We start from the raw sequence: 23,590 nt of genomic DNA on the forward strand, positions 1-23,590 counted from the left end.
AGACTGGCCCCGGACCGGCAGCGGGAAGCCATCGGGATCGGGGGTCCGGCGACCGCCGCCGCTGCCGGGAGGCGGCGGCGCGGCCGTCGGCCGGCCCCGAAGCGGCGGCCCGAAGCGGTGGGGCGGGTGCGGCAGCATGAGTGCCATGGTGCGGGGGAGGCGGCAGCGGTGCGGGGGCGGCTCGCGCCCGCGCCCGGTGGGTGTGCGGGCGCCGGCGCGAGCCGCGTCCGAGCCGGTGGTTCCGGCCCCGCGGTGCCCTGCCTCAGCTGACGGGCAGCGCGGGCGCGGGAGGCCGGTCCGGCAGGAAGCCGTGGGAACGGCGGGCCAGGTAAGCGGACTGGTAGCGGTCGACCTGGCGGTGCCAGTGCAGGATTCCGGCGAGCCAGTTCCGCAGGTCGGCCACGTATCCGTCGAGTGCCCGGCCCGCCTCGTCCGAGAGGTCGAAGTCCTGCCGTACGACCGGGAGTTCGTTCGCCACCACGTGCTGGAACTGCTCCATGCGCTGGGTCATCAGGTCGTGTACGACGCCCAGTGCCCCCGGGTAGTCGACGCCGAAGAAGTTCTGCACGACGAGGACGGAGTTGTGGATCTCTCCTTCGTACTCGATCTCCTTCTGGTAGGAGAAGACGTCATTGAGCAGGCACGCGTAGTCGACCGCGGCGTTCTCCATCGAGCGCACCGGCCCGCTGCGGTACACCTCGGGCGGGATCGACGGGCCCTGGCCCATCCGGCACAGGCTGAGGGTGAGGTCGGCGCCGAAGGTGGCACGCCGCATCTCCAGGTAGTCGACCGGGTCGGGGATTCGATTCTGCAGTTGGTTGGACAGCTCCCACAGCCAGCTCTCGGTCATCGTGTCGACGGACGCCTTCATGGAGCGCCGCTGCTCATCGGTCATCCCGGCCGTCGTGCGGGCCCACAGGTCGATGAGACCGCGCTCCAGGGCGTTGCCGGGCGCGGGGACCGGCTCGCCGTCCAGGGGCATGCACGCCGAGAGCCGTGCCGTGGTGGTCCGGGCGGCTGCCAGGTCCCGGCGGTGGCCGAACAGCAGTGGGTAGTAGTCGTCGCCGTAGGTTCCCCAGGAGAGCCATGCGGAGCTGAGGTCGAGGGCCTCGGGCGTGGCGTCCGGGTCCAGGCCGGCGGCGCACAGCGCGAGGTCGTAGGCGGTGAGCCGGTCCTCGTCCCAGATGCCCTCCGCCAGCATGCCCATGCGGTGCATCCAGCCGGTGAGCCGCCCGCGGGCGGCGTCCAGGTGGGGGGACAGCTCCACCTGGTAGGGCATGTGGAAGTCGGGCAGCAGGGACGGACCGACCTTCTGGAACGGCAGGTGGGAGTAGGCGCGCAGCCGCTCGGCCGCGGCGGAGGAGAGCAGGGCGCCGATGTCCGCCGCCGAGGTGCCCGGGCCGGTCGGTCCGTGCCAGGGGGAGGCCGAGACGGCGCCCTCGTTCATGTACCGGCTGGAGCGGAGGTGCCATTCGTGGCCGCCGGACTGCCAGTCCTGGAGCCCCTTGGTGTACGCCGCCACCCCCGCCACCTGGCCGGGGGTGAGGCCCTTCTCCAGGGCGAGCGCGGGCACTTCGGTGAGCGCGGTGTGCTCGAACTGGTGCAGGCGCGAGGTGAGGATGTCGTTGACCGTGTCGGCGGCCTCCTGGGTGCCGCAGCCGAAGAAGGTCTCCAGGACGAGCACCCCGTTGCTGTTCTCGCCCTCGTCCTCCACCTCCCGCTGGTAGGAGAACAGGTCGTTGCGCAGGTGCACGGCGTCGGAGAAGGTCTCCATGAGCACCCGCAGCGGGCGCGTGCCGGCCACGGCGGCGGGCACCTCGGCGGTCGCGTACTCCACGAGCCCCGCCGACCAGGGGGCGCCCCCCACCTTGCGGCGCATCTCGATGTACTCGACGGGGTTGGCGATCCGTCCCTCGTTGATGTTGGACAGTTCCCACAGCGACTCGTTGAGCAGGTGCTCGGTGGCGACGGCGAACCGTGCGCGCCAGTCGGCGGACATCGCCGGCACCGTGCGTGCCCAGAGGTCGGCGAGGCCCGCCTCGACGGGGTTCTCCGGCTCCGGCACGGGGGCCGTCAGGTCGAGCGGCATGAACTGCGGCAACCGGTCGAGGTGGGCCTTGCCCGCGGCGCGGTCCTGGCTGCGCTTGTACTTCTCCAGGAAGTGGTCGTCGAAGAAGAACACCCACACGTACCAGTCGGTGATCAGCGAAAGGGCGGGGCCGTCGCAGTCGGGATGCGTGTACGCGCACAGCAGACCGTAGTCGTGCGCCTCCAGGTCGTCCTGGTCCCAGATCCCGGAGCCCTCCAGCATGCCCATCTCGCGCGCCCACGCGGTCGAGTGGGCACGTGCCTCGTCGACATGCGGGTTCAGCCGCGCGGGATACGGCATGTAGAAGTGCGGGAGTACGAAGGGCTGCGTCATGGCGGGGGCCCTACCCTGGCCCCTCAACCCCCATCCGCACCCCAGCACATGATCACACCATCGCGTGAACCCCGGCCGAACAACCCCCTTTTCCGCGGGGCGAGCGCCTAGCCGCCCCGCAGGTCGCGCCGTGCCGTACCGTCAACCGCCCGCGGCGCCGCCCCGGCCGATCGCACGGTTCTCCGTCCCCCTCGGGGGCCGCCCCCGCCGCGGCTTCCGGGTGGTGCGGGGTTGTTGGCGGGGCGAGTCGGGGGCACGGTGGAGAGGTGGCGTCCAAGTCGTTCCAGCAGCCGGTTCCCGATGTCTTCGATCCTCGCCGGTACGCCCTGGGCGTGCCGTACGACGACTACCGGCTGCTGCGCGATCACCACCCGGTGGTCTGGCAGGACGAGCCCGAGGTGCTCGGCTGGCCGGCCGGGCCCGGGTTCTGGGCGGTGACACGGCACGCGGACGTGGTGCGGGTGCTCAAGGACTCCGCGGCCTTCTCGTCGTACGCGGGCGCGACCCAGATCCGCGATCCCGACCCCGCCGACCTGCCCTTCATCCGGCGCATGATGCTCAACCAGGATCCGCCGCACCATGGCCGGCTGCGCCGCCTGGTCAGCCGGGCCTTCACACCGGCGCGGGTGAACCGGTTCGCGGCACTGGCCCGGGAGCGGGCCCGCGCCCTTCTCGCCGGCGCGCTGGCCACGGCCCGGGACGGCGACGGCACGGTCGACGTGGTCGGCGCCGTCACCGACGAGTACGCGCTGCTCAACCTGGCCGACCTGCTGGGTGTCCCGCCGGGCGACCGAGGGCTGCTGCTGCGCTGGACGCGGCGGGTCATCGGCTACCAGGATCCGGACGAGGCGGGCGAGCAGGCGCGGGACTCGGCGGGCCGGCCGGTCGATCCGCGCTCCCCGGCCCAGCTGCGGGACATGTTCGGGTACGCGCGGCAGTTGGCCGACCACAAGCGGCGTCATCCGGCCGACGACGTGCTGACCACGCTCGCGCTGGACGGCGAACTCGCCGCGGGCGAACTGGAGATGTTCTTCTTCCTGCTCACCGTCGCGGGCAACGACACCGTGCGCGGCGCCGCCCCGGGCGGTCTGCTGGCGCTGGCCGAGCACCCGGGGGCGTACCGGCTGCTGCGCGAGGGGAAGGTCCGGCTCGCCCCGGCCGTCGACGAGCTGCTGCGCTGGCATCCGCCCGTGCTGACCTTCCGCCGTACTGCCGTACGGGACGCCGAGCTGGCCGGGCGGGCGCTGCGCGCGGGCGACAAGGTGGTCGTCTTCCACGCGTCGGCCAACCGTGACGAACGGGCGTTCACCGATCCCGACCGTCTGGACCTCGCCCGTACGCCCAATCCGCACGTCTCCTTCGGGGACGGCCCGCACGTCTGTCTGGGCGCCCACTTCGCCCGGCTCCAGCTACGGCTGCTGTACGAGGAGGTGCTGCGCGCGCTGCCCGGACCGCCGCGCCTCGCCGGACCTCCCGAGCGGCTGATGTCGAACTTCATCAACGGCATCAAGTCGCTGCCGCTGCAACCGGCCTGACGTCCGGGCACCGCCGTACGGCGCCGGGCCGTTTCGTCCCGGCACCCGGCAGTTCCGTCCCGGCGCCACTCGGTTTCGCTCCGGCGTGACGCGCGTTCCGGGGTCGCCGCCCGAGGGACCGCGCGGTTCAGGCGGTTCGGATCTCCCGCTCCAGTTGGGTGGCGAGCGTCAGGTAGCGGGCCCGGCGGGGCACCGGCACCAGGCCGCGGATCAGCAGGTACCACATCTCGGCGATCCGGCGGGGCAGCCGGCCGACGGGTTCGAGGGAGCGGCCGGCGACGCGGGTGCCGACGAAGAAGCTGACCAGGGAGTGGGCGACGGCCTCCACGTCGACGTCCGGGTGCAGGTCGGAATCCTTGACGGCACCCAGGATTCTTCGGGTGGCCAGCTCCAGCCACTCGGTGAAGGGGTGCTTGAGCGGTGCCCGCACGGCGATGTCCGCGGTGGCCAGGCGGAGTCCGGCCCGGGGGATGGGGCCCTCCACGGCGAGTCGGGCGATGCCGAACGTGGTCCGCATCAGGGACTCCAGCGAGGAGCAGCCGCGGCGGTCGACCTCGGCCGCCAGCTGCCGCACGGTTCTGGACTGGAGTTCCATGATGGCGTGCGCCAGGTCCTCCTTGGCGGCGAAGTGGAAGTACAGCGCCCCCTTGGTGACCCGGGCGTGCTCGACGATGTCGCTCAGGCTGGTCGACTCGTAGCCGCGACGGTCGAACAGGTCGGCCGCGGCCGTGAGGATCGTGGCGCGGGTCTGCTCGGCGCGTAACTGCCTCGCCATCTGCTGGACACTCCTTGACGGACCGGAAAAGAACGGGACGTGCCGTTTGTTTTTTACCCCCCGCACACGATAACTCACCGTGCGACAGCGGTCGGTCGGCGTACGGACCGGGTGACCGGCCCGGACGGCGGTCCGGTTGCCGGCGGCCCCGACCACCCTCCTGCCTCCGCAAACGGACGATGTCGAGGCACGGCTCCCCCTCGGGTCCCGTCCGGCTTCCGGAGGCTCCGGCGGACAGTGGTGCGCCACACCGGAGATCGCCACGATAGAAGGCGGACGGTCGGTTCTCAATGGGAAGTCGGCCGCTCCGGTAATCGGACGGGTGGTCGGTGCGCCCGCGCATCGACGGCCGCCCTGAGCCGTGGATGCCGGTCGCTCGCGGTCATCACCGCCGCAGCGACCCGGACGACCGCAGGACCGCGGGCGGCCTCGCCCCCGCCGCCGTGCGCCGGGTCCGCAAACCCGCACCCTGATTCATACCGGGCGACCGGTATGAGCGACGGCACCGACGGGTACACCTGACCGGGTCGGTGCCGCGGACCGGCCGGTCACTCGGCGCCGGGCGTGGAACTCAATCGGGCTCCCATGAGTTTCTACGGTGCTGTAGACGTGATCGAGTGCGCATACGAGGAGTTCGCATGGCTCTGTGGGACCGCATCAAGGAGTCGGCATCGACGATGCAGACCCAACTGGTGGCGAAGAAGAACGACCTGAAAAGCGGTGCGTTCCGGGACGCGAGCATGGCGATGTGCGCGCTCGTCGCCGCCGCCGACGGGACCATCGACCCGAGCGAGCGGCAGCGGGTCGCCCAGCTGATCGCCACCAACGAGGTGCTGCAGAACTTCCCGGCGGACGACCTGCGGCGCCGTTTCGAGGAGAACCTGAACAAGCTGACCACCGACTTCGACTTCGGCAAGGTCAGCGTGCTCCAGGAGATCGCCAAGGCGAAGAAGAAGCCCGCCGAGGCACGCGCCGTGATCCAGATCGGCATCGTCATCGGCGGCGCCGACGGCGACTTCGACAAGACCGAGCAGGCCGTGGTGCGGGAGGCGTGCTTCACGCTGGACCTCCCGCCGCACGAGTTCGACCTCTGACGACCCGTATCCGGCGCTGTGGCCGCGGCAGGCGCCGGGTCGATGCCGACATCGGTGCCGACATCGGTGCCGGTGCCGGTGCCGTCGGCGGAGCTTCGCCGACGGCACCGGTCCGCGGCCTCGGCCGACCCGCGCGTCGAGCAGTCACCGCCTCCGCGGTGGTGCGTCCGCCTGCTGCGGTCGGTACCCGCGCCGGTGCGCGGTCGCACCGGCAGCGGCAGCGGTTCGCTCGCGGTCGTGATGTCGGTCGTCATGTCGGTCGTCGCCCATGTCCCCGGTCAGGGGGCGGCCTCGGTGTCCGACGGGAGCACGGCCGGGGCCGGATCCAGTGCTCCCGGGGGCGACGGGCTCGGCGGCCGCGTCGGCGAGCCGGACGGTCCCGGGGTGCCCGGCGGTCCCGGGGTGTGCCGCCGCCGGGGCGCCGGTGTGTCCAGGTCGCGCCCGTCCCGTGTGACGCGGATCTCCCGGGGTCGGCCGACCCGACCCACCCCAGGGGCCGGGAATCAGACCCCGAGAGCGGCGGCCGTACCCCCGGGGCCCGGGGGCGGGACGGAGTCCGGCGGCACGGCCCCGGGGTCGGAGGAGACGACCCCGGGGTTCGAGGACACGCGTGTCGCGCCGTCCGGGCTCGATCCCAGGACGCGGGGTATCAGCCGAGGCCGACGGACTTCAGCCAGGTCTTGGCGACGTCCAGCGGGTCCTTGTTGCCCGACTGCACCTGGGTGTCGAGGTCCAGCAGGGTCGCCGTGTCGAGCTTGGCGGAGACCGCGTTGAGCGCGTCGACGCCGTCCTTGGAGAGCCCGCTCTTGTAGACCAGTGGCTGGACGTTGGCGAACCCGAAGAGGTTCTCCGTGTCCTGGAGGACGACGAACTTCTCCTTGGTGATGGTCGGGTCCGTGGTGAAGATGTCGGCGGCCTGCACGGTGTCCTTCGTCAGCGCGGCCTGGGTGAGCGGGCCGCCCGCGTCGAGCGCCTTGAAGGACTTGAACTCGATGCCGTACACCGACTTCAGTCCCTCAAGGCCCTGGTGCCGGGTCTGGAATTCCGGCGAACCGCCGATGACCAGGTCCTTCGCGACGTTCTTGAGGTCGGCGATGGAGGATTTGCCGGTCAGGCCGTACTTCTTCGCGGTGGCCGCGTTGACGGTGACCGAGTCCTTGTCCTGGGCCGGGGCCGGCTCCAGCAGCGTCAGCTTGGGATCGAGTTTGGCCTCGATGGCCGACGTGGTCTCCTCGGTGCTCTTCGGCGTGGCCTTCGAATCGAGGTAGGCGAGCAGGGCACCGTTGTACTCGGGCAGGACCGAGATCGAACCGTTCTTGAGCAGGCCGTATGTAGTTTCACGGCTGCCGATGTTCGGTTTGTAGGTGACCTTGATTCCTTTGGCCTTCAGAGCCTCGCCATAGATGTCGGCTATCAGGATGCTCTCGGCGAAGTTGTTGGACCCGACGACGACCGAGTCGCCGCTCGCCTTCGCACCGCCCTTGAGCGGGTCGCCGGACGTGTCATCGGAGGAGGAACAGCCCGCCAGCAGGGCCGTTGCAGCGGCGAGTGCGACGGCCGCCGCACCTCGGTGTTTCCGGGTGATCCTGCTGGTGTGGGTGTTGGAAGTCACGATTCCTGTTCCGGACTCAAGTTGTGGGATTGATGGGTGGACACCTTCATGGGACAACTCCACACGATCCAATCCAGACGGTTCTCGCCCAGTCAAGTGCCACTGGATCACCGATTGGATTCGATCTGCGTTCGGCTGTGCGCGGAGAGCGGTCCGTTTGTAACGGATTCTTGATGAAGGGCAAGCTGATCAGCGCTTCAAGGAGCCTGTAGTCTCACCGCAGTTGACAGAGGGCACAGCGGTGCACGGGTTCCGTTTAGGCGTCGTTGCGCGACATTTCCGGGGCAGGAAGCCCCGCACCGGGGCGATGAGGCCCTGTTCACCGGGGTGAGGACGCCCCGCGGATGACATCCCCCACGAAGGAGGACCGGTGTCCACGTACGAGGTGGACGCGCCCGCCCGGCACGCCCCGCCGCCGCGGAACGGGATCAGAGGCTTCGCCGACCGCTGGTCCTTCCGGCGCAAACTCAATCTGCTCGTCGGTGTACCGCTCGCCGTGGTCGCCGTACTCCTGTCGTACCTGATCACCGACCTGGTCCAGCAGTCGAACACGGCGCGCTCCGCGGCGCGGCTGGTGCGCGACAGTGCGCAGGTCGCCCGGCTGGTGGACCGGGTGGAGGCCGAGCACCAGCAGGCGATCCTGCTGTCGGTGCGCTACGAGTCCGGGGACAGCAGGCCCTCCACCGCCGCCTACCTCGCCGCCCAGCAGGCCGTGGACGGCCAGGTGCAGACGGTGCTCGACGCCTTCGGCGACCGGCTGCCGCAGAGCGAGGCGCAGGCGCTGCGTGAGGTGCAGGGCCTGTCCAGTCTGCGTGACTCGGTCGAGACGGCCCATCTGCCGGCCGACAACATCGACCCGGCCTACACCAACGCGGCCGAGGGCCTCATCGACGGCCTCGGTCTGGACCGCGACACCTCCCTCTCGGCCACCTTCACCGGCAACCTGCTGGACTCCCTGCTGCGCGCGGACGCCGCTCACGCCGCCTTCGAGACCAGTGTGTTCTCGGCCACCACCGGAGACACCAACGCGCAGATCGAGTTCACCAACGCGGTCGGCTCCTACGAGCAGTACCGGCAGCAGGCCGACCGGTTCGGCCGGTTCGCCACCGAGGCACAGACGGCGGAACTGGCCGGGATGGAGCACACCTCGGCGCAGCGTGCCATAGCCGAGTCGTTCGCCGAGTTGCAGATCGACGTCGGCAGGCTGCAGTCGGGCAGCCGGCAGGAACTCCGGCGAGCGGTCCACGACGCGCTGGCCGACTATCCCCACTACCCGGACCAGGCCGCCGCCCGGCTGAAGATCGCCACCGCGCTGATCGGCCAGGTCGCCGAGCGGGCCGACGACGCCTCCGGTACGGCCCAGTGGCGCGCCATTCTGCTGCTGGGCGGCACCGCGATCGGCTTCGCCCTCTGGTTCACCCTCTCCGTGCTGGTCCGCCGCTCGGTGATCCGCCCGGTGCAGGCGCTGACCGAGGCGGCGCAGGAGGTCGCCGAGGTCGCCGGCCGGGAACTCGCCCGGGTGGCCGACGACGACACCGAGGACGACGGTCCGCCCCGGCTGCGGGACATGCCCGTCACCGCCCGCGACGAGATCGGTGACCTGGCCGGGGCCTTCGACCACGTACAGAAGACCGCCGCGGCGCTGCTGGAGCGACAGGTGCTCAGCCGTCGCAACACCGCCGAGATGTTCGGCAACGTCGGCCGCCGCGTCAGCAATCTGACCATCCGTCAGCTGGCGCTGATCGACGCGGTGGAGCGCGGCGAGACCGACCCGGCCGTGCTGGAACGCCTCTACTCCATCGACCACATCGCGGTGCGCCTGCGCCGCAACGCCGACAGCCTGATGCTGCTGGCCGGTATCCGGGAGACGGTGCTGGACTCCGGTCCTACGCCGCTGACCAATGTGGTGCGGGCCGCGCTCGGCCAGATCGAGGCGTATCAGCGGGTACGGCTGTACACCGCCTCGGACGCCATGGTCGAGCCGGACATCATCGGCGACCTCACCCTCATGGTGGCCGAACTCCTGGAGAACGCGGTGTCCTTCTCGCCGGAGGGCAGCCCCGTCGAGGTGACCGTGCGCCGCGGCCCGGAGGGCACGCACGTCGTCGTCACCGACCACGGCCTCGGCATGAGCGCGGAGCGGCTCGCCGAGGAGAACGCGCGGCTGATCCGCCGCGAGCGCCTCGACCTCGTGCCGACCAGGGTGCTGGGCCTGTTCGTGGTCGGCACGCTGGCCCGGCGCTGGGAGATCGGGGTCGAGCTGACCCGTACGCCGGGCGGCGGTGTGACGGCCGAGGTGTCGCTGCCGAGCACGCTGCTGCTCAGCATGAGCCCGGTGTCGCCCGGCGCCTCGGCGGCGGGCGGTGACACGGCCCGCCCGACGGCTTCCGACCGGGGGGCCGCCCTGGCCGCCCGTCCCGCCGAGCCCGGTGGCCAGGGCGACCGGGGGGCCGGCGCCGTACCGGGCGTGCCCGCGAGCACCGGTCCGCGCCCGGCCGTGGTCACCACCGGAGCACAGCGTCCGCCCGCCACCGGATCGCCGCTTCCGTCCGCCACCGGATCGTCCGTGTCGTCGTCCGCGTCGTCACGTCCGCGCGCAGACGGCAGCGCCGCCTCCGGGCCGACGCCCGCGCATCCGGGCGGCCGGGACGGCGGGCACGCCTCCGCCGGCTCCGGCGAACCGCACGGTCCGCTCCCCCGCCGGCTGCCCCGGCGCGAACCACCGCAGGGCGCCGACCGCGCCGCCGGGACGAGCACGGAGAATACGGCCGTGACCCCCGGCACCTCCGCCGCGGCCCAGGAGAGGGCCGCGGCTCCCGAGCAGCACCCGCTGCTCCCCCGCGCCCGCACCGGGATACCGCCGACCGCCGCCCGGCCGGAGGACGGCTCCGCCGCCGCCCGCCCGCTGCGCCGGCGGGTCCGCGGGGCCACCCTCAGCACCACCGCGGGTGCCGGGCGGGCCGTACCGCAGGCGGTGCGCCCCCGGGACGCGGCGGCCGAGCGGGAGGCCCTTGAGGAGTTCGAGGCGGCGGTGGCGCGCGCCCGGCTCGACAGCGACACCAGCAGCCTCGAGCGCCCCGGCACCGATGCCGGGCGCGCGGATTCGCCGCACGACCAGAACCACCATCCGGAAGGAGCCGAGCAGTGAGCACGCCGACCGGTGACGCCCCGACGGGCGGCACCACGCCGACCGACCTGCGGGCCGCCGCAGCCGACTTCACCTGGCTGCTGAACCGTTTCGCTACCGAGACCGCGGGGGTGGTCGACGCGATCGCCGTCTCCTCCGACGGCCTGCTCATCGCCGTGTCGGAGCTGCGCGAGCGCGCACACTCCGAACGGCTGGCCGCGATCGTCTCCGGCATCACCAGCCTGGCCGCCGGTGCCTCCGGCAACTACGGCCTGGGCGATCTCAACAAGGTCATCATCGATCTGGAGGGCGGTCATGTGATCGTCTCCGCGATCGGCAGCGGCGCCGTCCTCGGCGTGGTCACCGACAAGGAGGCCAAGCTGGGCAACGTCGCCTACGAGATGACGCTGTTCGCCAACCGGGCCGGGGCCGCGCTCAGCCCCCAGCTGGTGCTCGAACTGAAGAACAGCGTCGGCGCCGCGCCGGCCGGCTGACCGGCCGCCCGCGAAGACCGAGAGAGAGGGCGTGGGAACCCATGGCGGACGGCGCCTCGTCTTCGGGGTACCCGGGCGCCGAGCCGGTCGGCCCGGCGCCCGCCGTACGGCCGTTCCTGGTCACCGCCGGCCGGGTGGCGGACACCGCCTCCGGCCGGACGATGCCCGTCGAGACCCAGGTGGTGGCCACCGCCGCGGGCCTGGACGCGCTCGACCGGCTCTCCTTCGAGCAGCACGACATCGTCGCCGCCTGCCGGCTGCCGCAGTCGCTGGCGGAGCTGGCGGCCCGGCTGCACCTCCACCTCAACGTGGTTCGCGTGCTGGCCGAGGACCTGCGCGACGCCGGCCGGCTGACGGTGTACGTGCCCGACTTCGAAAGCACTCATGACGCATCCGTCCTGCGCAGGGTTATCGATGGCCTGCGGGCCATCCCCGACTCCCGAGGGGTACTCCGTGACACCGACTGAACCACTGGTCCACGGCTCTGCCGCGCATCCCGCCGCACGACCACCCCTGCCGGTGAAGATGGTCGTCGCGGGCGGTTTCGGCGTGGGCAAGACGACGACCGTCGGCACCATCTCCGAGATCGAGCCGCTGACCACCGAGGCCGTGATCACCGAGGTGGCGGCGGGCGTCGACGACCTCACGCACACCCCGGGCAAGACGACGACCACGGTGGCGATGGACTTCGGCTGCATCACCATCGACCCGACGCTCAAGCTGTACCTGTTCGGCACGCCCGGGCAGGACCGGTTCGGGTTCATGTGGGACGACATCGTGGAGGGCGCGGTCGGCGGGCTGGTCATCGTCGACACCCGGCGCCTGGACGACTGCTACGCGGCCGTCGACTACTTCGAGCACAAGGGCATCCCGTTCGCCGTGGCGGTCAACGCCTTCGACGGCCGGGTGGAGCACACCCTGGACGAGGTCCGCTGGGCGCTGGACGTCACCGACGGCGTTCCGCTGGTGGTCTTCGACGCCCGGGAGCGCGGCTCGGTGCGGGACGCGCTGCTCGTCGTGCTTGAGCTGGCGCTGGCCCGCACCGGAGGCTGACCCTCGGCCGCGCCCGCCCTCAGCCGCGCCTGCGCACGCCGGGCGACACCGTGATCCGGGCCACCGCCCAGAACACCGCGAGTGTCGCCAGCGCCATGACGGCCACCAGCGTGGCGCCGCCCACGACCTTCTCGTAGTTGTACTGGTAGAGGCCGTCGATGATGTAGCGGCCGACGCCGCCGAAGCTGACGTAGGCGGCGATGGTGGCGGTGGAGACGATCTGGATGGCCGCCGAGCGCAGGCCGCTGAGGATCAGCGGGAGCGCGACGGGCACCTCGACCTGGAACAGGATCCGCGACTCCGGCATCCCCATGCCCCGGGCGGCGTCCACCGGGGACGGGTCGACGGAGCGCACCGCCTCGTACGTCGTCACCAGGATCGGCGGGATGGCGAGCACGACCAGCGGGATCATCACCGGGAGCAGGCCGAAGCCGAGCAGCACGAACATCAGCACCAGCAGGCCGAAGCTGGGCAGCGCGCGGGCGGCGGTGGCGATGGACGCGAGGATGTTGCCGCCGCGTCCGGTGTGCCCGGTGAGCAGGCCGAGCGGCAGGCCGATGGCGGCAGCGACGGCGAGGGCCAGCAGCGAGTACTGGATGTGCTGGAACACCCGGGTGGGGATGCCGTCGTAGCCGTGCCAGTGGGCGCCGTCGCTGAAGAAGGCGTTGATGAAGTGGAGTACGTTCACCGGACTGCGTCCTCCAGGGCGACCGCGGTCGCGTCGGGCCGGGTCTTGGTGGCGGCCTCGGCGGCGCGGGCCTTGCGGGTGCCGCGCGGCATCCAGGGTGTCAGGAGCAGACGTACGCCGATCAGCACGGCGTCCGCGAGGATGGCGAGCACGGCCGTGCCGACGACGGACATCCACACCAGGCGGGGTTCGTGGTAGATCATGCCGTCGTTGAGCAGGTTGCCGAGTCCGCCCTGGTTGCCGATCAGCATGCCGACGCTGACCAGGGAGATGCTGGACACCGTGGCCACCCGCAGCCCGGCCATGATCGCGGGCACCGCGATCGGAAGCTGGACCTGGAAGTACCGGCGCACCGGCCCGAGGCCCATGGCGGTGGCCGCGTCGAGGGTCTCCTGCGGCACCGAGCGGACCCCGTCCACGATCGCCGGGACGAACACCACCAGGCTGTAGACGGCCAGCGGGATCATCACGGTGATCTCGCTCTGGCCCGTGTAGTCGATGAGGACGACGAAGAAGGCGAGCGACGGGATCGCGTACAGCACGGTGGTCACGCCCAGTACCGGCGGGTAGAGCCGCCGGAAGCGCACGCACAGCTGGGCGATCGGCAGCGCGACGAGCAGCCCGGCCACGACCGGCAGCAGCGCCTCGCGCAGATGCAGCCCGACCAGGCCGAAGTAGCTGTGCTGGAGGTCGCTGGGGATGTCGAAGAAGCCGCTCATCCGCCGACCTTCGCCTCACTGCGTCCGCTCGCGTGCGCGGCGCGGATCGCCTCGCTGACGACCTGCTGCGACACGACGCCGACGACGCGTCCGTCGGCGTCCACGCCCGTGGCCCAGCCGGTCGGTGACAGCACGGCGCCGTCGAGGGCGGCGCGCAGCGAGTCGGTGCCGGGCACGAACGGCCGCCCGTACGCCAGCAGCCGCTCCCGGTCGATCTGCCCCGGGGTGAGGTCGTCGGGGGCGCTCCAGCCGAGCGGCTTGCCGTCGGGGTCCGTGACCAGCAGGTACGGCACGTCGTCGGCGGCGCGGGCGGCGATCAGCGCGGCGTCGGCGTCGATCGCGACGACCGGCGAGGTGCGCAGTTCCAGGTCGCCGGAGGGGAAGAACGAGAGCCTGCGGATGCCTCGGTCGGCGCCGAGGAAGTCCTCGACGAAGGCGTCCGCGGGCGCGCTCAGCAGTTCGGCGGGCGGGGCGAACTGGGCCAGTCTGCCGCCGGTGCGCATCACGGCGACCATCGTGCCCAGCTTGATGGCCTCGTCGATGTCGTGGGTGACGAAGACGATCGTCTTCCCCAGTTCCTCCTGGATGCGCAGCAGCTCGTCCTGGAGTCCCTTGCGCACCACGGGGTCGACGGCCGAGAACGGCTCGTCCATCAGCAGCACCGGCGGGTCGGCGGCGAGGGCGCGGGCGACACCGACGCGCTGCTGCTGGCCGCCGGACAGCTGGTAGGGGTACCGCTTGGCGAGCGAGGCGTCGAGCCCCACGCGTGCCATCAGCTCCGCGGCCCGCGCCCGGGCCTTCTGCTTGCTCCAGCCGAGCAGCCGGGGCACCGTCGCGATGTTGTCGACGATGGTGCGGTGCTGGAAGAGGCCCGCGTTCTGGATGACGTACCCCATCGACCGGCGCAGTGTGGTGACCGGCTGCTCCTGGATGTCGACGTCGTCGAGGAGGATCCGTCCCTCGGAGGGGTCCACCATCCGGTTGATCATCCGCAGGGTGGTCGTCTTGCCGCAGCCGGAGGGCCCGACGAGCACGGTGATCGAGCGGTCCGGGATCTCCAGCGACAGTTGGTCGACCGCCACGGTGCCATCGGGGTATCGCTTGGTGACTGAATCTATCCGTATCAAAGCGCCGAATACCCTTCGGGTTTGGCAGAAACTGGCCATTTTCGGCCACGGTCGTCGGTGCGCAGCCCGTTGCGTGGAGAGTTTAGACCGCGACTGTTTCAGTACTTTGGCGGGCGACGGCCCACCACCAGGTCGTGACCGGACCGTGCCGGAGGTCCGGACCGTGGCCGGATGCCGCCACCGGGCCGCGGGCGGAGATCGCGACCGGGGCCGGAGGTCGTGACCGGACCGTGACCGGACCGTGGTCGGCCCGTGGCCGAAAGTCGGCGTGCGGCACCCCGCCCGCGCGGCGGCACACCACCCTTCCGGCGCCACCGGGTACTTCGCCGACCACACGGCCTCTCGACCGGGGACCGCCGCACGGCGACACCTTGACGCAACCTACCAGGTAGGCCACCCTCATCGATCGACCACGAAGATCGCGTCAGGCCGCCGCCCCCAGGAAACGCCTTGGAGAGCCATGCCCGCGCCGCGCCTCGTCTCCCGTCCGCGAAGAATCACTTCGGCGGCGTCGGCCCGGTCGTCCTCGTCCACGGCAGCCGGCCGCGGTCACCGCCCGGCTTCGGCCACCCAGGGGTGATCGTCTCCGTCGCGGCCCACGGCGGCCGGGTGGCGCCGGCGAACCCGGGCGCGACGCCGCTGAGGGCACACCGGGTCGAGGCGGCCCTGCGCTCCGGCGCCCCGCCCGCCGAGGCGGCCGCGCACGCCGCGGAGGGCACGTCGGCGGGCAGCGACTTCCTCGCGGACCGGGAGTACCGGGAGCACCTGCCCGGATCCTGACCCGCCGTGCCCTGGAGGGCCGCACGGACTGATCCGGGCCGGTCGTCGCCACATCGCGGGGGGGCGAGCGAGGTTGCGGCGGTGCCCCAGGGGCGGGTGTCATGTTTCGGCGTGCCCGAACCGGTCCAGTGTTCCCGAAAGGAGCCAGGACACGTGACCCCCAGGGAAACCTCCCCCGAAGCGTTCTTCGCGGTCGCCCGCACCCGCGCCGACCGCCCCGCGCCGAACCGGCCCGGGAGGACGCCGCCGCAGGCATCCATCCGCGGCCGAGGCGCCGTTCACCGTGCCGGACGGGAACGCACAGGCGCTTTTGCGCCCCTGCCGACCTGGCCGACGGGGATCGGGCCGCTCGTCGCGCACCGCCGCGCCGCCGGCTGCGCGACGATCACGGAAGGCTGATTCCCATGAGAATTCGGGCGGCGGTCCTGCGCGACCCGGCCAAGCCCTTCGCCGTCGAGGACGTCGACCTGCACGAACCCGGGCCCGGTGAGGCCCTGGTCCGGGTGGTCGGGGCCGGCATGTGCCACACCGACGTCACCGTGCGCCGGAGACCGCACCTGCCGATGCCGATGATCTTCGGCCATGAGGGCTCCGGCGTGGTCGAGGCGGTCGGTCCCGGGGTGACCCGGGTCAGGCCCGGCGACCACGTGGTCATGAGCTTCGACTCGTGCGGCTGGTGTGCCCAGTGCCACACCGGCGCACCGGCGTACTGCGCTCAGTTCATGGCCCGCAACGTGTCCGGTGCGCGGGTGGACGGCTCCAGCGGAGCCACCGACCTGACCGGGGCGCCGGTCGCCGCCCGTTGGTTCGGGCAGTCCTCCTTCGCCACGCACGCCGTGGCCACCGAACGCAACCTGGTCGTGGTCGACCCCGCGCTCCCGCTCGACCTGCTCGGCCCGCTCGGCTGCGGCCTGCAGACCGGTGCGGGCGCCGTCCTCAACTCCCTGTCCGTACGGCCCGGTGACGGCGTCGCCGTGTTCGGCACCGGAGCCGTGGGCCTCGCGGCGGTGATGGCCGCCAAGGTCGCGGGGGCCGCCGACATCGTCGCGGTGGACCTGCACCCCGGCCGCCGCGCACTCGCCGCGGAACTCGGCGCCACCCGCGTACTGGACGGCGCCGACCCGGACCTGGCCGCCGCGGTCGGACCGGTCGACCACTCCTTCGACACCACCGCGGTGGCCGCCGTGATGACCACGGCCGTGACCGTCCTGCGACCGGGCGGGTGCTGCGCCCTGGTCGGCGCGGGCGGCGACGAACTCACCTTGCGGCCGTCGGCCTTGGCGGGCCGCAGCCTCCGGTTCGTGATCGAGGGCGACGCGGTGCCGCAGCGGTTCGTCCCCCGGCTGATCGACCTGTGGCGGCAGGGACGCTTCCCGTTCGAGCGGCTGGTCCGCACCTACCCGCTCGACGACATCGCCACGGCCGAACGCGAGTCCGCCGACGGCACCACCGTCAAACCCGTCCTCCTGCCGCACCATCCGTGAGGAAAGAAAGCCATGCACCAGATGACCATCGGCGGCAAACCGGTCCCAGCCGCGGGCACGTTCGACGTGACCGACCCCGCCACCGGTGAACCCTTCGCCCAGGCCCCCGACTGCACACCCGACCAGCTCGACCACGCCATGAACACCGCCGCCGAGGCGTTCCGGACCTGGCGGCGCGACGACCGCACCCGCCGCGAGGCGCTGCGCGGGGCCGCCGACGCGCTGGAGGCCGCCATCGGCCGGCTGGCTCCCCTCCTCACCGCCGAACAGGGCAAACCCCTCAAGGACGCCCGCTCCGAGATCGCGGGCGCCGTCGTCTGGCTGCGCTACTACGCCGACCTCGAACTGCCCCGCGAAATCGTCCAGGACGACGCCCGTGGCTACGCCGAGATCATCCGGCGACCGCTCGGTGTCGTGGCCGCCATCACGCCGTGGAACTTCCCCGTCACCCTGGCCATGTGGAAGATCGCGCCCGCGCTGCGGGCGGGCAACACCGTGGTGGTCAAGCCCTCCCCCTACACGCCGCTGACCACACTCGCCCTCGGGGAACTCCTCCAGGAGGTGCTGCCGCCCGGCGTGCTGAACGTGATCAGCGGACGCGACCCGCTCGGCGCCCTGATGACCACCCATCCGGTGCCCCGGAAGATCAGCTTCACCGGCTCGACCGCGACCGGCCGACGGGTCGCCGCTGCTGCCGCCGACGATCTCAAGCGCCTCACCCTGGAACTCGGCGGCAACGACCCGGCCATCGTCCTCGACGACGCCGACCCGGAGCAGATCGCCGACCGCCTGTTCTGGGCGGCGTTCCGCAACAACGGCCAGGTCTGCCTGGCCGTCAAACGTGTCTACGCACCCGAACGCCTCCACGCCGACCTGGTCGAAGCACTCGCCGCACGGGCCAGGTCCGTCCGGGTGGACGCGGGCACCGCCGAAGGTGCCCAGCTCGGCCCGCTCAACAACCGCCCCCAGTTGGACCGGGTGACCGACCTGGTGGCCGACGCCCTGCGCCAGGGCGCGCTGGCCGCCGCCGGCGGCGCACCCCTCGACCGGCCCGGCTACTTCTACCGGCCCACCATCCTCACCCGCCTCACCGACGGAACACGCATCGTGGACGAGGAACAGTTCGGTCCCGCGCTGCCCGTGATCGCCTACCGGGACCTGGCCGACGCCGTGGAACGGGCCAACGCCTCCCCCTACGGCCTGACCGCGTCCGTCTGGTCACCCGACCTGGACCGCGCCGGCCAGGTCGCGGCCGAACTGGACGCGGGCCAGGTCTCGGTCAACGTCCACGGCCTCGGCGTCCGCCCCGACCTGCCCTTCGGCGGCCACAAATGGAGCGGCCTCGGCGTCGAGAACGGCCCCTGGGGCCTCTACGGCTTCACCGACCTCCAGGTCCTCACCCGCCCCGCACGGCCCTGACCGCCCCATCATCAACTCCACGTTCGGCAGCGGCCGTTCAGGGGACCGTCGGGTCGCACGTGAGTCATGTCACGACCGGGTCGAAGGCCGCTGCCGATCCGCGCCCAGGGATCATGATGTCGGGTAATTCCGATCACGGAGGACTTGATGAGCGTCACAGACGCCTACCTGAGCGCGGCGGAACAGGCGGTACTACTGCTGGAGGCCCCGGAAGTGGCCGCGTCGTGGGAGCGGCCCAGCGCATTGGCCGAGCTGACGGTCGGCGGCCTGGCCGGTCACCTCGCCCATCAGCTCTTCAGTGTCGGCTCCGCCCTGCGGGGCTGGGCCGACTCCGCCCCGCAGGAGTCTTTGCCGCAGGAGGCGCCGATCCCCCTGCTCGACCATTACGGCCGAGCCGCCTGGATCGACGCACCGCTCGACGGCGAGGTCAACGCGGGAATTCGGGCCAGGGGCGAGGACCTCGCGGCCCAGGGGGCGTCGTCTCTGACGGGGCTCGCCCGCACCTCGTTGGCGGAGCAGCGGACCAGCCTCGCGACCTGTCCGGGCGACCGGGCCGTGTTCATGCCGCAGACGGGGTGGGCCCTGCGTCTCGACGATTTCCTGGTCACCCGGATGGTGGAGATCGCCGTCCACATGGACGATCTCGCCGTCAGCGTGGGACGGACCGTCCCGCCGCTCCCGGACGCCGCCTTCGACCCGGTGCTGGTGCTGCTGGCCCGGCTCGCCGCCCGACGGCACGGCCAAGCCGCGTTGCTGAGGGCGTTGACCCGGGTGGAGCGAGCACCCGCGGCGATCAACGCGATCTGACGGGGCGCGGACGGGAAGGGACGGCCCGGCCGAGCGATCGCTCGTGACGGGCCGCTGCCCCGTCCCCTCCGCACGCCCGTCACCGAGAACGTGCCGCGCGGCCTTCGCCACCACCGGGCGGTCCGCCGGGTCCGGAGCGGAGCGCGCCGTTGGGCGAGGCGCGGCGGAGTGGCCGGCCGTTCCCGTGTTCGGCCGGTCACCGGTGCCGGGACTCAAGTGCCGACTCGTAGACCCTCTCGTACCTCTCCGCCATCAGGTCACTGCTGAAGGCGTCGGTGGCCGCCTTCCGGCAGTGCTCGGCGTCCAGTTGTGCGGCGAGACGAATGGCGTTCGGCAGGTCCGCGGCCGCATCGCAGACGATGCCCGTCAGTCCGTTGGTGACGACCTCCCGCACCGAGCCCCGGTCGAGGGCCACCACGGGCGTGCCCGAGGCCATGGCCTCGATCATCACCAGGCCGAACGGTTCGTCCCAGGCGATCGGGAACATCAGGCAGGACGCGTCGGCCAGCAGCGCCTTCTTCCGCTCGCCGCCCACCTCGCCCAGCCACTCCACGTCCTTGTCCAGCCGCGGCCGGATCTCCGACTCGAAGTACTCGATCTCGGCGGGTTCGCCGCACTTGGCCGCGATCCGGATGGCCACGTCGGCCGCGCGTGCGGCGTCGATCGCCGTGTGCATTCCTTTGTGCGGCATGCACTGCCCGAGGAACAGGACCCAGTCCGCCTTGCGCCGCTGGAACCGGAAGCCGGCCGGATCGACGCCGTTGTGCACCGTCGCGCACCAGTTCAACTCCGGGGCAGTGGCGCGCTGCGCCTCGGAAATGGCCACCAGCCGCACCGTATCGCCGAGCAGACGGAAGTAGTCTCCGTAGTCCCCCGTCACGGGCTCATGCAAGGTCACGACCGTGGGCACGGCCCGGCCGGCCGCAAGCAGCGGCCCCACCAGGCTGTGGTCATGGACGACGTCGATGTCCAGGGATTCGAGAATCCGCCGGACCGAGGCCGCATGACGGACTTCCGGCATCGGCTCACCGAGCCGCCGCCACTGCGGAGCGTCGTACGTGCGGACGTGGTGCGCCTTTGTGCCGTTCTCACCGCTCGACACCAGGGTGACGTGATGGCCCCGGTCGACGAGCGAGTCCACGAGATACGAGCACATGTACTCGATCCCGCCGTATCCCCTGGGTGGAAGCTCGAACCACGGCGGGGCGATCATCGCGATGCGAAGACGTCGGGACACTGCACTCCCCTATCCGGTCGATCCGTTGTCCGAGCAGGACTCGGGTCCTGCGGTGACTCGCCGGGTACGGCCGTGGCCACCGTGCGGAGCCGCCTACGTGAGCGCGTCCAGGACGGCATCCGCCGCGGCGTCGATCTCCGGGACGACCGCCCGCAGAGACTCAATGATCTTTTTGGGCCAGCTCTCTTCGTTCCGTACGCGTTCCGCTCCGTGCCGTCGTACGGATCTCTGTTCGCTTTCGGTCAGCCCGAGCACTCGGTCAATCACCCGGGCGAGATCCGAAGGGTCGTCCGGGACGTGCAGGAAGCCGTCGACGCCCTGGTCGATCTGCTCGGTGAAACCGCCGGAATCCGCCGCGATCAGAAGGGCTCCGCTCTCCCTGGCCAGGAGCCTCGCCTCCATGGGGATCATCCCCCATGGTTCGTTCCGCGCCGACAGGGTGAGGGCTCTGGTTCGCTCCCATTGCAGGAGAGCCGCCATCAGCTCGCGGTCGAAGGAGGTGATGAGAGTGGCGTCGACCTGGAGGCGCTCCGCCAGGTGCCGCAGCTCGGGCAGGTCCGGATCGCTCATGACGACCGGATGCGCCGAGCCGCGGATCTCGGCGGCGGCTCGGATCAGCATGTCATGACGCTTGTAGGGCACGCCGCGCCCGAAGGTCACGAGCAGGTCCCGGTCGACCGGGACACCATGCCGGGTGAGCAGCCCGGTCAGTTCGGCACGCGACCGCTGCCGGTACCAGTGATCGGTGGTGTCGACGCCGTTTCCGGCGGGCACGAAGGTTTCCGCGCGCGCACCGTACTCTCTGATCAGATGGTCGGACATGTGTCTGCTGATGGCGCCGAGCCGTACGCGCGGCGTCATCTTCGCCCAGTGCACCGGCAGCGACTCCGCCATCAGACGGTCGGGATTCGGCAGCGGCATCTCATGTGCGTAGGCCGTCGCGTGGGACACGTAGACCGCGGTGAGACCGACCCCGGCGGCCTCGCACTGGAGCGAGGCGTGGAGGGGGGCGAAAGCGAAGACGGGCTCATGGCAGTAGGCGACCAGCTGGTCGTGTCGAGCGGCGAGGTCGATCAGCCGGCCGGCCAGGGCCGCCGACGCGATCTGCCAGTTCCGCAGTTCGCCGAGTCCCGCGTCTCCCCAGACCGCATCGGCTGCCAGTCCCGTGGTCCCGCTGGGAACGACGGAGAACGTCCCTCCGGTCTCCGCGACCAGTTCCCGGTGGCGCGCGAACGACTTCGCGTCATAGTGCGGATGCGTCGGCAGATACGCGATCTCGATGAAGTGCGGGACGAGGTCCACTCCGTGGTGGCGGAGTTCCCGCTGCACCTTCGGCAGGGCCGCCACCTGTCCGCGTATCGCGGTCCCGACGCCGCCGAGGAAGATCTGCATACCCTCGAACGCGGCGTGGACGACTCCCACCCTCAACCGTCCGCGCGGGCCTTTCGCTTCTGTCCGCCGCGGTCCCGCATGCCCTGAAAAGCTCACCGCTGCCCCCAGAAGTATTGGCTCTCGAAGTCGTCAGCGCCCGGGACAAGAGGCGCTCATTCCATGAGAAGCGCGGCGAGCCGCCTGGACAGGGCCAGCGTCGTCATCGAAGGGTTGGCTGCCCCCTGCCGCGGAATGGTGGCCGGGCCCACCGCGAACAGACCTGTCAGCCCGATGAACTCCTGCCGCTCGTCGAGTACGTCACCGATCGCGAGCGTCCCGCCTTCGTGCTCCTCGGTCCCCAGCGGGCTCGACCACGTCACCGGCCGGCCCTCAGCGGCGTCCCACCCTCCGTTCCGCAGCACATCGCGCACCGACCGCAGGGTGCGGCTGGGGTCGAGGAAGTCAAAGTCGAACTCCAACGGACCCGGTTTCAGCCCGAATTCGGCACACCAGTCCGACCAGAACTGCTGGAGTTCGTCCCGCTGCGCTTCGACGGTCAGGACATCCCTCGTGTCGAGCCCGGTCGATATCGTCACCGGCCAGGGCCAGGTGTCGCCTGCGGTGCAGGAGACCACTCCTTGAGCGGAGCGGATCTGTTCCCCGGTGACCCAGGCCTCCAGCCGTAGGTCTCCCTCCGCGGTGGGATCGAGCTGGATGAACAGGTTGGAGCGGGACGGGCCGCTTCCCGGCGCGAACGCGAACACGCTCTTCCGGGCTCGCCGGTGCAGCCATGGCGGCACGCTGTCGGCGGGGAGGGTGACATTGAAACCCTGCACGATGTGGTCGACCAGTCCGGTCAGGCGGCTCTGCGGCAGCCTGCCGGCCTGGTGGAGCGCCTGGACGGCCAGGCGGGTGCTCTCCACGGTCCCCGCGGCGAGCACCACCTTCCGCGCCGTGATCCTCCTCTGCTCGCCGCTGACCCGGTGCCGCACGGCAACACCTTGAGCCGTCCCCCCGGAGACCAGTACGGCCATGGTCTCCACGTCCGTGGCGATACGGACCGAACCGGCGCTCGCCGCTGCCGCGTTCTCTCCCCCCGTCTTCTCCAGCCAGTGCGACAGGGGCGAGTACGCCTCCCAGCGCGCGCCGTCGGCATCCGCCTGGCGGACCGCCCGGGGCGGTTCGACCAGACGGAAGCGTCCGACCTCCACGCTCTCGCCCACCGGAGTCCGCCACCGCGCCCGCTCGCTCCATGCCGTCAGGTCCGATCGCACGCGCGCGTAGAGCGAGGGGCCGTGCTGCCAGGAGTCGGTGAGTTCCTTCACCACTGACTCCGGCCAGGCGGGATCCGCCAGGGCCCACTCCTCCACCGGCAGCAGCACACCGTGCCAGTACAGGGAGCGTCCTCCGAGCCGGCGCCGGATCCCGGAGCCCCGGGAGAAATGGGGTTCGGTGGCCGAATTCCACAACTGGACGAAGTACTCGTCGGCGGTCTCATCGGTCCAGATGGTGTCGGCGGAAGCGGCGTCATTCGCGGCGTACACATGGTCGAGGTCACCGTGCGCACCCGCCTCGGCGACCAGTACGTCCTCGGCGCCGGAAAGCTCAAGGTGCTTCGCCAGTTCGAGACCCGCGAGACCGCCTCCGACAATGAGCACGTCCACGTGGTCGGGCAATTCGTCCCAGGTACGGATCCGGTCCGGGCCCAGGGGCGCTTTCTGCGGCATGTCGTAACCTTCCGTCGAAGAATCGTGGAGCATCCACGTCGGCCGGTCCGTCCGAACCGAGTGGGCTGTGTGCCGTCCTTTCGCCGTCAGTGCGATACGGCTGCCTTGGGCATCGGTTC

The 23,590-nt window shown here is 71.4% G+C and carries 19 protein-coding genes; 10 read left to right on the forward strand and 9 right to left on the reverse strand.

The features are described 5' to 3' along the window. Positions 1-262 precede the first annotated feature (262 nt). Entirely contained in the window at positions 263-2,422 is a 2,160-nt protein-coding gene (gene cyc2 / locus ACFY2B_RS10610; protein WP_390762765.1) for a germacradienol/geosmin synthase Cyc2, read from the reverse strand. A 266-nt stretch (positions 2,423-2,688) separates the two neighbouring features. Here cyc2 and ACFY2B_RS10615 point away from each other — a divergent pair, with 266 nt between their 5' ends. After that, entirely contained in the window at positions 2,689-3,957 is a 1,269-nt protein-coding gene (locus tag ACFY2B_RS10615; protein WP_390762766.1) for a cytochrome P450, read from the forward strand. Between the two features lie 127 nt (positions 3,958-4,084). Here the strand turns inward: ACFY2B_RS10615 and ACFY2B_RS10620 are convergent, their stop codons facing one another. Beyond that, a complete protein-coding gene (locus tag ACFY2B_RS10620) occupies positions 4,085-4,732 on the reverse strand; it encodes a ScbR family autoregulator-binding transcription factor (protein ID WP_390762767.1) in 648 nt (215 codons plus the stop codon). A gap of 638 nt (positions 4,733-5,370) precedes the next feature. Between ACFY2B_RS10620 and ACFY2B_RS10625 the strand changes: the two genes are divergently transcribed. After that, a complete protein-coding gene (locus ACFY2B_RS10625; RefSeq protein WP_390762768.1) occupies positions 5,371-5,826 on the forward strand; it encodes a tellurite resistance TerB family protein in 456 nt (151 codons plus the stop codon). Positions 5,827-6,475: 649 nt separating this feature from the next. Here ACFY2B_RS10625 and ACFY2B_RS10630 read toward each other — a convergent pair. Next, positions 6,476-7,438, reverse strand: a complete 963-nt coding sequence (locus tag ACFY2B_RS10630; protein ID WP_390762769.1) for an ABC transporter substrate-binding protein — start codon at positions 7,436-7,438, stop codon at positions 6,476-6,478. Between the two features lie 370 nt (positions 7,439-7,808). Here ACFY2B_RS10630 and ACFY2B_RS10635 point away from each other — a divergent pair, with 370 nt between their 5' ends. From ACFY2B_RS10635 to ACFY2B_RS10650, 4 genes are read left to right on the forward strand one after another with little or no spacing between them, the layout of a single operon-like run. Beyond that, positions 7,809-10,586 carry an ATP-binding protein gene (locus ACFY2B_RS10635; RefSeq protein WP_390762770.1) on the forward strand — a complete coding sequence of 926 codons (2,778 nt, stop codon included), beginning with the start codon at positions 7,809-7,811 and terminating at the stop codon, positions 10,584-10,586. Beyond that, positions 10,583-11,059 (forward strand): roadblock/LC7 domain-containing protein, encoded by a 477-nt coding sequence (locus ACFY2B_RS10640; RefSeq protein ID WP_390762771.1) that lies wholly within the window; start codon positions 10,583-10,585, stop codon positions 11,057-11,059. Before ACFY2B_RS10635 ends, ACFY2B_RS10640 begins: the two co-directional genes overlap by 4 nt. 41 nt (positions 11,060-11,100) lie before the next feature. Beyond that, positions 11,101-11,526, forward strand: a complete 426-nt coding sequence (locus tag ACFY2B_RS10645; protein WP_390762772.1) for a DUF742 domain-containing protein — start codon at positions 11,101-11,103, stop codon at positions 11,524-11,526. Continuing rightward, positions 11,513-12,112, forward strand: coding sequence for an ATP/GTP-binding protein (locus ACFY2B_RS10650; RefSeq protein ID WP_390762773.1), 600 nt, complete (start codon positions 11,513-11,515; stop codon positions 12,110-12,112). The genes ACFY2B_RS10645 and ACFY2B_RS10650 overlap by 14 nt, the downstream gene beginning before the upstream one ends. Before the next feature lie 19 nt (positions 12,113-12,131). Here the strand turns inward: ACFY2B_RS10650 and ACFY2B_RS10655 are convergent, their stop codons facing one another. From ACFY2B_RS10655 to ACFY2B_RS10665, 3 genes are read right to left on the reverse strand one after another with little or no spacing between them, the layout of a single operon-like run. Further along, a complete protein-coding gene (locus tag ACFY2B_RS10655; protein ID WP_390762774.1) occupies positions 12,132-12,800 on the reverse strand; it encodes an ABC transporter permease in 669 nt (222 codons plus the stop codon). After that, positions 12,797-13,519 (reverse strand): ABC transporter permease, encoded by a 723-nt coding sequence (locus ACFY2B_RS10660; protein WP_390762775.1) that lies wholly within the window; start codon positions 13,517-13,519, stop codon positions 12,797-12,799. Before ACFY2B_RS10660 ends, ACFY2B_RS10655 begins: the two co-directional genes overlap by 4 nt. After that, entirely contained in the window at positions 13,516-14,646 is a 1,131-nt protein-coding gene (locus tag ACFY2B_RS10665; RefSeq protein ID WP_390762776.1) for an ABC transporter ATP-binding protein, read from the reverse strand. Before ACFY2B_RS10665 ends, ACFY2B_RS10660 begins: the two co-directional genes overlap by 4 nt. A gap of 450 nt (positions 14,647-15,096) precedes the next feature. Between ACFY2B_RS10665 and ACFY2B_RS10670 the strand changes: the two genes are divergently transcribed. The 4 genes from ACFY2B_RS10670 to ACFY2B_RS10685 all read left to right on the forward strand — a co-directional run bounded on the left by ACFY2B_RS10670 (position 15,097) and on the right by ACFY2B_RS10685 (position 19,136). Further along, positions 15,097-15,426, forward strand: a complete 330-nt coding sequence (locus ACFY2B_RS10670) for a hypothetical protein (protein WP_390762777.1) — start codon at positions 15,097-15,099, stop codon at positions 15,424-15,426. 404 nt (positions 15,427-15,830) lie between these two features. Further along, positions 15,831-16,910 carry an NAD(P)-dependent alcohol dehydrogenase gene (locus ACFY2B_RS10675; protein WP_390762778.1) on the forward strand — a complete coding sequence of 360 codons (1,080 nt, stop codon included), beginning with the start codon at positions 15,831-15,833 and terminating at the stop codon, positions 16,908-16,910. 12 nt (positions 16,911-16,922) lie between these two features. Further along, a complete protein-coding gene (locus ACFY2B_RS10680) occupies positions 16,923-18,329 on the forward strand; it encodes an aldehyde dehydrogenase family protein (RefSeq protein ID WP_390762779.1) in 1,407 nt (468 codons plus the stop codon). 147 nt (positions 18,330-18,476) lie between these two features. Further along, positions 18,477-19,136, forward strand: coding sequence for a maleylpyruvate isomerase N-terminal domain-containing protein (locus ACFY2B_RS10685; protein ID WP_390762780.1), 660 nt, complete (start codon positions 18,477-18,479; stop codon positions 19,134-19,136). A gap of 196 nt (positions 19,137-19,332) precedes the next feature. Here ACFY2B_RS10685 and ACFY2B_RS10690 read toward each other — a convergent pair whose 3' ends face one another. From ACFY2B_RS10690 to ACFY2B_RS10700, 3 genes are all read right to left on the reverse strand, one after another. Then, on the reverse strand, positions 19,333-20,373 hold the full coding sequence (locus ACFY2B_RS10690) for a glycosyltransferase family 4 protein (RefSeq protein WP_390762781.1): 1,041 nt from the start codon (positions 20,371-20,373) through the stop codon (positions 19,333-19,335). A 93-nt stretch (positions 20,374-20,466) separates the two neighbouring features. Beyond that, positions 20,467-21,795: a glycosyltransferase family 4 protein gene (locus ACFY2B_RS10695; RefSeq protein WP_390762782.1), complete on the reverse strand. Its 1,329-nt coding sequence runs from the start codon at positions 21,793-21,795 to the stop codon at positions 20,467-20,469. Positions 21,796-21,917: 122 nt separating this feature from the next. Beyond that, complete coding sequence (locus ACFY2B_RS10700) at positions 21,918-23,471, reverse strand: GMC family oxidoreductase (protein ID WP_390762783.1); 1,554 nt, start codon at positions 23,469-23,471, stop codon at positions 21,918-21,920. Positions 23,472-23,590: the final 119 nt, after the last annotated feature.

The sequence above is a fragment of the Streptomyces sp. NPDC001270 genome, assembly GCF_042896695.1.
Lineage (GTDB): Bacteria > Actinomycetota > Actinomycetes > Streptomycetales > Streptomycetaceae > Streptomyces.